Annotated in this window: 10 protein-coding genes; 8 read left to right on the top strand and 2 right to left on the bottom strand. The window is 40.7% G+C overall.

All coding sequences use genetic code 11. The features are described from left to right. Positions 1-74: 74 nt before the first annotated feature. Complete coding sequence (mnmA, locus tag IGI67_RS07340) at positions 75-1,193, top strand: tRNA 2-thiouridine(34) synthase MnmA (RefSeq protein WP_207110288.1); 1,119 nt, start codon at positions 75-77, stop codon at positions 1,191-1,193. Positions 1,194-1,364: 171 nt separating this feature from the next. Continuing rightward, a complete protein-coding gene (locus tag IGI67_RS07335; RefSeq protein WP_429957265.1) occupies positions 1,365-3,110 on the top strand; it encodes a carbon starvation CstA family protein in 1,746 nt (581 codons plus the stop codon). A 56-nt stretch (positions 3,111-3,166) separates the two neighbouring features. Here the strand turns inward: IGI67_RS07335 and IGI67_RS07330 are convergent, their stop codons facing one another. Together IGI67_RS07330 and IGI67_RS07325 are read right to left on the bottom strand one after the other, a co-directional pair. Then, positions 3,167-3,415, bottom strand: coding sequence for a hypothetical protein (locus IGI67_RS07330; RefSeq protein ID WP_429957264.1), 249 nt, complete (start codon positions 3,413-3,415; stop codon positions 3,167-3,169). Positions 3,416-3,475: 60 nt separating this feature from the next. Further along, on the bottom strand, positions 3,476-4,750 hold the full coding sequence (locus IGI67_RS07325) for a multidrug efflux MFS transporter (RefSeq protein ID WP_429958620.1): 1,275 nt from the start codon (positions 4,748-4,750) through the stop codon (positions 3,476-3,478). A gap of 214 nt (positions 4,751-4,964) precedes the next feature. Between IGI67_RS07325 and IGI67_RS07320 the strand changes: the two genes are divergently transcribed. The 6 genes from IGI67_RS07320 to IGI67_RS07295 all read left to right on the top strand — a co-directional run bounded on the left by IGI67_RS07320 (position 4,965) and on the right by IGI67_RS07295 (position 12,229). Further along, the gene (locus IGI67_RS07320; protein WP_207110293.1) at positions 4,965-5,336 is read left to right on the top strand and encodes a DUF1033 family protein; all 372 of its coding nucleotides are present in this window, start codon (positions 4,965-4,967) and stop codon (positions 5,334-5,336) included. Further along, the gene (locus tag IGI67_RS07315; RefSeq protein WP_429957263.1) at positions 5,275-7,350 is read left to right on the top strand and encodes a DNA topoisomerase III; all 2,076 of its coding nucleotides are present in this window, start codon (positions 5,275-5,277) and stop codon (positions 7,348-7,350) included. The genes IGI67_RS07320 and IGI67_RS07315 overlap by 62 nt, the downstream gene beginning before the upstream one ends. Positions 7,351-7,601: 251 nt before the next feature. Then, positions 7,602-10,280, top strand: a complete 2,679-nt coding sequence (locus tag IGI67_RS07310) for a sigma 54-interacting transcriptional regulator (protein WP_429957262.1) — start codon at positions 7,602-7,604, stop codon at positions 10,278-10,280. Positions 10,281-10,400: 120 nt separating this feature from the next. Further along, positions 10,401-10,718 carry a PTS sugar transporter subunit IIB gene (locus tag IGI67_RS07305; RefSeq protein ID WP_207110296.1) on the top strand — a complete coding sequence of 106 codons (318 nt, stop codon included), beginning with the start codon at positions 10,401-10,403 and terminating at the stop codon, positions 10,716-10,718. Between the two features lie 27 nt (positions 10,719-10,745). Beyond that, positions 10,746-11,075, top strand: coding sequence for a PTS lactose/cellobiose transporter subunit IIA (locus tag IGI67_RS07300; protein ID WP_207110297.1), 330 nt, complete (start codon positions 10,746-10,748; stop codon positions 11,073-11,075). A gap of 11 nt (positions 11,076-11,086) precedes the next feature. Continuing rightward, positions 11,087-12,229, top strand: coding sequence for a GNAT family N-acetyltransferase (locus IGI67_RS07295; protein ID WP_429957261.1), 1,143 nt, complete (start codon positions 11,087-11,089; stop codon positions 12,227-12,229). Positions 12,230-12,233 lie beyond the last annotated feature (4 nt).

The following is a 12,233-nucleotide window of genomic DNA, read 5'->3' as shown; positions in this document are numbered from 1 at the left end:
ATGCGTATTACTGAAAAGTTGCGACCTTCAAATCGTAGAGTTTTCGGAATCTATATTGAAATGATGGTGATACTGTGTCTAACAGCAACACACGAGTCGTCGTAGGAATGAGCGGCGGCGTCGATTCATCAGTAACAGCTTTGTTGTTAAAGGAACAAGGTTATGATGTAGTCGGCATTTTTATGAAAAATTGGGACGACACTGATGAAAATGGTGTTTGTACCGCAACAGAAGATTATAAGGATGTAGCGAAAGTCGCTGCCCAAATCGGCATTCCTTATTATTCTGTCAATTTTGAGAAGGAATATTGGGACCGTGTCTTTGAATATTTCTTAGCAGAATACCGTGCAGGCCGCACGCCGAATCCAGATGTCATGTGTAACAAGGAAATCAAATTCAAAGCTTTCTTGGATTATGCGCTGGAGCTAGGTGCGGACTATGTGGCAACGGGTCATTATGCCCAAGTTGAAAAGGACGAAAATGGTGTCGTGCACATGCTTCGGGGAGTGGATAACAACAAGGATCAAACCTATTTCTTGAGTCAGTTATCGCAAGAACAATTAGCGAAAACGATGTTCCCACTAGGCGGCATGCAAAAACCAGAAGTTCGAGCAATCGCTGAACGAGCTGGGCTGGCTACTGCGAAGAAAAAAGATTCAACCGGTGTCTGCTTCATCGGTGAAAAGAATTTCAAACAATTTTTAAGCAACTATCTGCCTGCTAAAAAGGGGAAGATGATGACCTTAGATGGGGAAGAAAAAGGAACACATGATGGTTTGATGTATTACACCATCGGTCAACGCCAAGGCCTAGGAATCGGCGGCGGCGGAAAAACCAACGATCCATGGTTTGTTGTTGGTAAAGACTTATCTACCAATACCTTGTATGTTGGTCAAGGCTTTCATCATGAAGCATTGTATGCGACTAGTTTGGATGCCAGTGAAATTCATTTCACAACGAATGAGAAATACCCGACAGAATTCAAATGTACAGCGAAATTCCGCTATCGTCAGCAGGATGTTCCAGTAACGGTTCGCCTACTAGAAAACGAGCGTGCGGAAGTGATTTTTGATGATCCAGTTCGAGCAATTACACCAGGACAAGCTGTTGTTTTCTACGACGGTATGGAATGCTTAGGCGGTGGATTGATCGACCATGCTTATCAAGAAACTAAGGAATTACAATATGTTTAATTATCGATAGGAAACTGGGACTACTCTGTCATGGGTGGTCCTATTTTTTTGTTTCAGCTATATTTACAGAAAATTCTTGAAAATTAGAATGATTCTCTTTACATCCTCATGTAATTGTGGGAATATACTAATTAAATATTTATTATAAAATGAAGAGAGTTGGGTGAGTTTATGAACGGTGTTGTTCTATTAGTATTTGCTATTATTTGTTTTGTTGCTGCCTATTTTATCTATTCCCGTTGGTTGGAGAAGAAGTGGGGGATCAATCCCAAGGCAGTGACCCCTGCGGTAGCGCTGGAAGATGGAGATGATTATGTTCCTGAACCGGCGTTTGTGGTATTTAGTCATCAGTTTTCATCAATTACTGGTGCTGGACCAGTCACAGGTCCAATCATCGCAGCAATGTTTGGCTGGCTGCCGGCATTTTTATGGATTCTATTTGGCGGGATATTTTTCGGAGCCGTCCATGATTTTGGCGCGTTGTATGCTTCGGTAAAAAATGAAGGAAAATCGATTGGTCTGATCATTGAAAAATATATTGGAAAAGTTGGTAAAAAGCTGTTTCTATTATTCTGCTGGCTGTTTGCTCTTTTGGTTATCGCGGCTTTTGGTGATATTGTTGCGACAACCTTTAATGGAATGACGCCAGATGTCCCGGCAGCAGTGAATACAGCAAATGCTTCGGCAGCTTCGATTTCAATGCTGTTCATCGTTTCTGCAGTATTAGTCGGCTTTTTTATGAAAAAGGTTCATTTAAAAGGAATTGCCATGCATGCTTTTGGAATCGCAGTCTTATTGGCGACACTTGCTGTTGGTATTATGTTCCCGATCTTTGCTGATAAACAGACTTGGCTGTTGATTGTCTTTGCTTATTTATTCTTGGCTTCAGTTATGCCGATTTGGTTATTGATGGCACCGCGTGATTTTCTCAGCACCTATATGCTGTTGGGAATGATCATCGCCGCTGTTTTAGGCCTTTTAGTGGAAGCACCGATGGTAGAATTGAATGCCTTCAATGGCTTCGCTGTACAAGATGCAACAGGAAATGTGAAATACTTATTCCCGATTTTGTTTATTACGGTTGCCTGTGGGGCTGTTTCTGGATTCCACAGCTTGGTTTCTTCAGGAACTTCATCTAAACAGGTCTCGAATGAAAAGCATATGCGTCCAATCAGCTACGGCGCAATGATGTGTGAATGTGTATTGGCTGTAGTCGCTTTAGTAGTTGCAGGAGCGGTCGCTCAAAATGGACAATTACCTGCGGGAACACCTTTTCAAATTTTTTCTGGTTCAGTTGCCGGCTTTTTGACAAAATTTGGTTTGCCATTGAATATTGCACAAGCTTTCATGACGATGTGTGTTTCAGCGTTGGCTTTAACTTCGCTGGATTCAGTTGCTCGTATCGGCCGAATGTCGCTGCAAGAATTCTTTTATGAAGAGGGTGTAGAACAAAAAGGCTTAGCCAAAATGCTGACGAATAAATATATAGCGACTGTAGTTACCTTAGGCGTTGGATTCGTTTTAGCGCTGGGCGGCTATAACAGCGTTTGGCCTTTATTCGGTTCTGCCAATCAATTATTGGCTGCGATGGTTATGATCGCTGTAGCGGTTTACATGAAGACATCAAAAAAATCAGGTGTTATGTTCTATATTCCAATGGGAATCATGTTAGCAGTAACCTTTACGGCATTAGGAATGTCAATTTATGGATTGATTACAAAGTTACTCAATGCGACGCATTATCTTGTAACGATCCCGGCAGCTCCTGCCGCTGGACAATTTGTGTTCCTATCAGATGGCTTGCAGCTAGTCTTTGCCTTCTTATTACTAGGCTTAGGTGTGATGGTGGCAACGAAATGCTTGCGGTCTTTATTTAACGTAGAAGCGAAAAGCTCGGAAGAAGCAATGGTGGAGTAGAACAGGATTTAATAAATAGAAATAGTCATCGTCGATACAGGACGATGACTATTTTTTTAGGCGAGGCTTTGGGCGAAATGCGCCATTGCAACTTTTACTTCATTCAGTTTTTCAGGTTTAATCAAAGGAAAGAGTTTTTCTTGTAGTTTTTTGAAATCTTGCAAGCTCAGAGCCTCGGTTTCTTGATCTGCGAAACTTTTAATCAGAATTTCCTTTGCCTCAGCTTCTTTTCCCTCAATCGTGTTGTTTAGGAAAAAGTCTAAAAACTTTAATTGTCCATCAAGCATATTGTTCACTTCTTTCATTAGAATCATCTATTAGTATAAGAAACTAACGAAAAAGTTGCCATTAATATGTCTTGGATATTAATGTGTTTCTTGCGTAGGATGGTAGTTTCGAGCGATTTCTTTGGTATTGTGGTGAACCAATAGATAGTTGGTCAAAACTAATGCTGAAGTTGAAACAAAGACACCGCGATAACCAAAGAGAGAAGAAACGCTTGAACCAATCATCGGCCCAACAACATTTCCGGCCGCTTGGAAAGATTGATTGTAGCTGAAAATTCTCCCAGCAGCTTCTTGTGGGGAATATTTTGTGATCAATGCTTGAACAGCCGGTAATAGACAGGCATCGGAAATGCCGACTAGAAAACGCAGAAAAGCGAGCTGCCAAACATTTGTAACGATCGACATGGGCAAGAAGACAAGCATGGCAAAAATCAAACCGATGCCTAATACTTTTTCACTGCCGATTCGATCACCGAGACGTCCAAACCGCGGAGCTGCGATCAAGGTCGCAATACCTGGAATCGATGCGATTACACCGCTGATCAAGGTAATGTTGCCGTGGTTATGCATCAGCTGCCGTATGTATAAGCTGATGATTGGGCTGATCGAATTATTCGACGCTTGAATAATCAGCGTTGTCACGAACATGCCGATGATGACATGCGGATACTTTAAAGTGTGAAAAATTTCTTTTGCGGGAAGCATATCCTTTTTCTCAACAGGAGTAAATTCTTCATGAACGAATATCAGACTAAGCAGAAAGACTAAAAATAGAATACTGCCTGTAATAAAAAAGGTTGGACGGTAGCCGAAAACCGAGGCAGTTACACCACCAACTAAAGGACCCAGCAAGTTCCCGGTCACAGCACCAGTTGCTAAAGTACCGAGGACTTGTCCACTCTTTTCACGAGGCGTCCCTGTCGCAACCAGAGCAGTCGCATTACTGATATAACCTGAGAAGACACCTTGAAGTAGACGCAGTCCAATCAGTTGATAGACATTTCCAACAGTTCCCATCAAGCTGATAACGATCGCCATACCTAAAGAAGCACGTAACAGCATTAGTTTTCTTCCTTTTTGATCGGCTAGCCGTCCCCATAAGGGTGAAACGATTGCTGTGATTAAGAAGGTGGAGGAAAAAGTAATCCCGCTCCAAAAGTTTAATTGCTGGTTGCTGTAGCTGCCCAAGCTATCTATGTATAAGGACATAAATGGCATTACAAGACTGAAGCCGATACCAGCCATAAAAGTACCGAACCACAAAACGATCAAATTTTTTTGCCAAGTTGGACGAGGCTGAAATAATTTAGTTTTGATTTTACTCAAATAAAAAGGCCTTCTTTCAAAATTCATGAAATTATCAAAAACTTTTTTCATTATAACTCTCTTAAGGGACATGTAAAATTATGCCGCTTTGTGTTAGGATATAATTAAGAAAAAGGCAATATTCTTCTGCAAATTTCTTTGTAGATTGGATTTTTTCTTTTAACTTGTGCCAGCCGGAAACATTTTTCTTGAATTTTTATTTCATGATACTTATGATTGAGATGGAAAGAAGGGTAGCGGGATGTATCAAGTAATAACAATGTATGGTGACAATGAACCTTGGTGGTTCTTTGAAGAGTGGCAGGAAGATATTCAAGAGACCGCAGCTTTTGATGAATTTGACGCGGCTGTAGCATATTATGAACATCGTTGGAGTGAGCTCCAAAAGACCAATACATATAGTAATGCAAAACATAATTATTTAAGCGCATTTTGGAAAGATCAAGATGAACGCTGGTGTGAAGAGTGTGATGACTATTTACAGCAGTATTGGGGTCTTGCGCTATTAAAGGATGAGCAGCCGTTGACGGTTGACAGCAGAAAGGAATTTTATGAAACAGCTAATTATAGCGGAAAAGCCAAGCGTTGCAAGAGACTTGAGCAAGGTGCTTAACGCCAATCAAAAGAATAAAAATTACTTTGAAGGACCCAATGTTGTTGTGACTTGGGCCCTTGGTCATTTATTAGGCCTAAAAATGCCAGAGGATCTAAATAAGGAATGGCAAAGCTGGCAGATGGAGACATTGCCAATGATCCCAAAAAACATTGGGATTAAGCCATTACCGAAAACCCGAGGACAATTAAAATCAATTCAACAACTAGCAAAACGGAAGGATATCTCCGAAGCCGTGATCGCCACGGATGCTGGGCGTGAAGGAGAATTAGTCGCACGCTGGATTTTAGAGTATGTGAGATTTGAAAAGCCGGTCAAACGTCTATGGATCTCTTCGCAAACCGATAAGGCAATCAAAGATGGCTTCAAAAAATTGAAGTCTGCCAAGGAGTATGATAATTTATACTACTCCGCTTTAGCGCGGGCAAAAGCGGACTGGCTTGTTGGATTAAATGTTACTCGAGCGTTAACGGTTAAGTATGAAGACAGCTTATCAGCAGGACGAGTGCAGACACCGACGCTTGCGATGGTACGCCAGCAAGAAAAGAAAATTGAGAAATTTCGTCCGCAGAATTATTTTGTGGTTTCTTTAGAAGTCGATGGACAAAAAGCTAAATTAAATCAAAAAAATCCTTACGGGATCACAGAACGCGAGACTGCTGAAAAATTAGTCAAAGAGCTGTCGCAGCAAAAAGGGACCGTAACGGACATCACTGAAAAAGAAAAAACTGAACCTGCACCGCTTCCATATGATCTAACAGAAATACAACGAGAAGCGAATGCTCGCTATCAGTTTTCTGCAAAGAAAACATTGTCGCTGGTTCAAAGCTTATATGAAACACACAAAATTGTGACCTATCCACGAACGGACAGTAAATATCTGACTAATGACATGAAGGCAACAATGAAGGAACGTCTGCAGGCAGTGGTTGATTTTGCGCCGGAAGTAAAGACATATATCAAAAATGGCGCACAGGTCAAACAGCAACGAGTTTTCAATGATAGTAAAGTTTCAGACCATCACGCGTTATTGCCGACAGAGCAACGGCCGCGCTTTGAAAAATTATCGACAGACGAACAACGAATCTATAATATGATCGTCACTCGTTTCTTAGGCTTATTTGCGGATGCCCATAAAGAAAGTCAACAGAAGGTAACAGTGACTTTCCAAAAAGAAACCTTTACCTTCCGTCAAAATAAAGTATTAGTGGCGGGCTGGAAGCCGACTGAAGAAGCTAAAAAAGCAATTCAGTGGTCGGAAGGCATGAAAATCGTTCCTAACTTTTCGATTGAAAAAGCACTGACGACACCGCCAAAACCTTTGAATGAAGGCACGTTATTGGCTCAGATGGAAAAGCACAGTCTAGGAACACCTGCGACTCGTGCCGAAATCATCGAAAAACTGATTAAATCTGAATTGATGGAGCGAACAAATACAGGATTATTGGTTTCGCCAAAAGGCAAGCAATTACTAGAGCTTGTTAATCCTTCACTGGTAACTCCAGAGTTAACAGAAAAATGGGAAAAACAATTAGAAGCGATCGCCAACGGCAAGTACAGCAGCAAACAGTTCTTGCAGGAAATCGAAGCTGATACGAAGAAATTAGTCAGTGAAGTGAAGCATAGCGATAAGAAATACCAAGACTTCTCGATCACTGCGAAGAAGTGTCCAGAGTGCGGCTCACCATTACGAGAGAAAAATACGCGCGATGGTAAAATCTACAATTGTACGAATCCAGAATGTAGCTATCGTCGCCGGAAAGATCCTAAAGTATCGAATCATCGTTGTCCGCAATGTCATCGCAAGATGGAGATCATTGATGGAAAAAATGGTTCTTACTTCCGTTGTAAGTATGACGGTACGACAGAAAAGATGTTAGATAAGAAAGAACGCTCGAAGAAAATGACGAAGCACGAAGAACGGCGGTTATTGAAAAAAATCAATGATCAAGAAGAACCACAAGAAAGTCCTCTTGCAGCAGCATTGAAGGCTGCCATGGAAAATAAAAATTAGAAGGAAAACATCTAAAACATTTTTAGTTTTAGGTGTTTTTTTTAAATAAATCAGATTATTTTTTAGAATTGTTTTATTTTTACTATCTACAATAGGAAATGATTTAAAATATACAGTGGGGAGCGATTCTACCCAGAGAGGTTATTCGGATCGTTAAAATGATTTGATTATTTTGAATGACATTTAGTAGAAATTCAAAAAGAAAAGGGTTACAATGTAAATGGTTTATACCACTTTCGGGAGGGATTTTTTTGAAATCAAGAAAAGATGAAGTGTTGGAAGCTTTGAGAGCAAATCCTAACGAACAGACTGCCCAAGAGCTGGCAGATCAAATGGGAGTTGACCGTACAAATGTTAGCCGCTATTTGAATGAGCTGACAAAGGATGGAACAGTCAAGAAAATTGATGGACGCCCAGTAAAATTTAAAATCGCTGCAGTGTCAACAGAGGGACATATTAACTTTGATAATTTGATTGGTCGCGAGGATTCTTTGAAGAGTCAGATACAAAAATCAAAAGCGGCTATTTTATATCCGCCCCGCGGATTACATACGATTATTTTTGGCGAAACGGGCACCGGTAAAACAATGTTTGCGGAGTGTATGTATCGCTTTGCCGTTTCGGCTAAAGTTTTAGATGAAAACGCGCCGTTTGTCACATTCAACTGTGCGGATTATGCGCAAAATCCTCAACTTCTTTATGGCCACATTTTTGGCGTGAAGCGAGGAGCCTTTACTGGTGCGGAAGAAACACGAGTGGGGTTGATGGAGCAAGCCGATGGTGGAATTTTGTTCTTAGATGAAATTCATCGATTACCGCCAGAAGGGCAAGAGATGCTCTTTACCTTTATCGATAAAGGGACGTTTCGTTCTTTGGGAGATGGTCAGGAGAAACAAGCATCCGTACAGATCATTGGCGCAACGACAGAAACTAGTTCAATGTTTTTATCGACTTTCAATCGGCGGATACCTATGCAGATCGAGCTGCCTTCTTTAGCGGAACGATCTTTGGATGAGCGACTTGCTATCATCAAAGAATTTCTTCAACAAGAGGCTAATCGGCTGATGCAGGAGATCGCGATTGACAAGCGAAGCTTACTAGCGTTTCTTCTATATAATGCAGAAGGAAATATCGGTCAATTAAAACGGGACTTGAAATTAGTTTGTGCGAAAGCATTTCTTCATCATCAAACCAATAGTGACTCAGAAAAGTTGATGATCGTAGAAGAAGATTTGCCGCTAGTAGTACAAAAGGGTCTATTAAGAATGAATGAAGTCCAAGACAAGTTGACGCCTTTTATGGATAAGAGAAACCTTTATTTGACCTTGAAACCGGGCACAGAAGAAGTTGTTTGGGGCCAAGACCCGAATAAAGATATGGAAGTCTATCATTCAATTACCTACAAATTGGAAAAGCTTGGTCGTGAAAACTTATCAGAGATCGATTTAGAGGAATTGATTTCTGATGATGTGGATCAATATTTTGAGACTTATGTTGAAGAGCTTTCTCACAGCAATGCCTATCGAGAAATCATCTCTGACGATCTATGGAAGCTGGTAAATGAACTTTATGATTTTGCTTCTGTTCAAATGAATCGGGAATATGACGAGAAGGTCCGTTTTGCTTTTGCACTCCATATCAATTCGACGATTGAGCGGATTCGCGGCAATCAGTTTATTTCTCATCCTAATCTGAATGACATCCGCCGTAATTATTCAAAGGAGTTCCAGTTAGCGATCGAATTGTCCAATCGCATCGAGGAAGCCTACAATATTATGATACCGTTAGATGAAATTGGCTTTATCACAATGTTTCTAACCATGGATAATCAAGAGCAGCAAAAAGTAGATGAGCGGCAAGTCGCTGTACTAGTCGTCATGCATGGGAAATCGACGGCTTCAAGTATGTTAGAAACTGTTCAGGAGCTTTTAGGGACTACACATGGTATTGCTTTTAACATGCCTTTAACGTTGAATACCGAAAAAATGTATGGTCAGATTAAAAATTATATTCAAGGAAAAAGGGATGAGTTCTCAGAAGGAATCATTCTCTTGACGGATATGGGCTCGCCCAATAATTTCGGTAACCTAATCTTCCATGAAATGGGCATCCGTACGCGGGTGATTTCTATGACGAGCACGATGCTAGTATTAGAAAGTATTCGTTTGGCAACCTTGGGACGTTCATTAGAAGAAATCTATACGAGTGTCATTTCAATGTTCCAAACGATGGTCCGTCTAGAAGAGCCGACACAAAAGGATGAGAAGAAAGTCATCATTGTAGCGTGCTTTACTGGAGAAGGTGTCTCTAAGCGCTTGAATGAAGTCGTTTCTCAAATCGTCAATTTGGATGAGTTCGAGGTCATTCAGATGCAGTCATTAGAACGTGAAAGCTTCAAGCATCGCATCGATCAGCTGATCACACACAAGGATATCGTGGCAATTGTAGGAACGATGGAGATCCATTACCAAAAGATTCCGTTTATTCCAGCTATGAATTTATTCAAGCGAGATAAGATTTTAGAGTTTCAGGATTTGCTTGGCAGTACGATTACACTTCCTGAGATGGTCGACTCTTTGACAAAAAACTTCTCACCCGAATTGGATGTTAAAACGCTCTTTTTGCTGATTGATGATGTTTTACAATTGATCCGCAAAGACCAGGAGCTGATTATTGAGAATACGGCGATGCAGGCATTGAGTGTGCACATTGCTTTCTTAGTAGATAAAATAAAGAAGGGTGAGGATCGGCCAACCTTTGAGAACGTGAAATATTTCCACCAGCAGCATCGACTGCGTTTTAATCAAACCGCCGCCAACCTATCGTTGATTGAGAAACAATTTGATGTTCGTTTTATTGAAGACGATATCGCTTACATTGTTAAGACGCTTCAAGATAATCGAATTGAACTAGGATTGCACAGTGTGTAATCCTAGTTTTTTTGTGTGTAATATGAAAACCTTATCACGGCAGCTTCTGTGCGACGGAAAAGTTGGCACGGGACTTGCTTTATATAAAGTGTACAATAAAAAATTTGAGGAGTGGCAATTATGAAAAGAATTATGTTAGTTTGTGCAGCAGGAATGAGCACTAGTTTATTAGTAACAAAGATGGAAAAAGCAGCGGCTGACCAAGGATTAGAGTCAGATATCTTCGCAGTATCCGCTTCAGAAGCAGACGCAAAATTAGAAGATGCAAGCAAGCCAGTTGACGTATTATTATTAGGACCTCAAGTTCGTTTTATGAAGGGTCAATTTGAAACAAAACTAGCTGATAAAGGGATTCCAGTTGATGTTATCGATATGAAAGATTACGGCATGATGAATGGTGAAGCTGTTCTAGGTACTGCACTTAATCTTATGAAATAAAGAATTAGAAGAAGGGGAGCTAAGCAAATGAGCGAAACAATGAGTCAGGAACAATTGGAAGCAGTGATGGGATTGATTATCAATGCCGGCAATGCTAAGAGCGATGCTATGGAAGCGATTCAAGCAGCTAAAGAGGGCAACTTCACACTAGCTCAAGAAAAACTTGCTGCGGCAGATCAAGCTTTAGTCGAAGCACATCATTCTCAAACAGGGCTGCTGACTGAAGAAGCAAGTGGAAATCCAATGACAGTGACACTTTTAGCTGTTCACAGTCAAGACCACTTAATGACCAGTATTACCTTTAATGACATGGCTAAAGAAGTAGTAGATCTTTATAAACGTTTGGGGAACGAATAGGAAGTGATCCCGTGAAATTAGCTCGTGATCAAGAATCGTTGAAAGCGATCACAGGTTTAATTGAATACGCTTTTAGAAAGCAGCAACCAATCATCAATGATCCGCTTTTTTTATCTCGGTATGAACACGCTGATGCTTATGGTGTTTATCAAGACGATGAATTGACTAATTTAGTAATGGCGAATCATTTTGAGATTCAACTTTTTCAACAAAGAGTCAAAATGGCTGGTGTTGGCTATGTGGCTAGCTATCCAGAATATCGAGGCAAAGGTGGTATCAGCAGTATTATGGCTGATCTTTTGACAGATCTTTATCAACAAGGAGTAGCGGTCTCACAGCTAGCCCCTTTCGCTGAAGATTTTTATCGTCAATTTGGCTACGAGCCTACGAGCCGCAGGAAGACCTATCGCATTCCAGCGCTAGCCTTTAACTATTTGACAAGTGAAAAAAGGGGGAATGTCAAACGTGGAACCTGGCAGCAGATGAAGCCGATGATCCAATCAATTTATCAACGCTTATTAAAACAGCAGCAAGTCGGAACAGTCGTTCGCGAAGATTGGTGGTGGGAACGTCTAAATGAGTACTACCCACACCGCTTTTACGCTACGGCATTTGATGATGCTGGTGAAGCAAAAGGCTACATTATTTATCGAATGCAAGGCAACACGCTGGTAGTAGACGAGCTTGCTTATGAAAACGAACTTGCACTGCGAAAATTGCTAACGTATTTGAAATCCCATGTCTCATCATTTGAAGAATTTCTTTATCACGCTCCTGTTCATGAAATTATTGAGAAATGTTTTCGTGAGCAAGAACATTTGACGATTACTTTAGAGCCTTACATGATGAGTCGAATTATTGACATTGAGCAATTATTACCGAAAATTCCGATTTACCAAAAAGAAATTATTATAGAAGTAACTGAAGATAAGGAATGTCCTTGGAATGTTGGTAGCTGGCTAATCAGTCAGGGGAATTGTCAAAAAGTACAGCAAGCAGGCGATATTAAAGCTTCGATTCATGGGTGGAGTGAATTATTATTGGGAGAATTAACGCTAGCTGAAGGAATCTTTCTTGGCAAATTCATAGCCGCGAAAGAGTGTCCGACTGAAATTTTTCCAAAAGGTCGACAAAGTTTTTACGATTATTTTTAAAATA

This window comes from Enterococcus sp. AZ196, from assembly GCF_050498845.1.
Lineage (GTDB): Bacteria > Bacillota > Bacilli > Lactobacillales > Enterococcaceae > Enterococcus_A > Enterococcus_A murrayae.
Note: the sequence above shows the minus strand (reverse complement) of the source record. Positions and strands in the feature narration are given on the sequence as shown.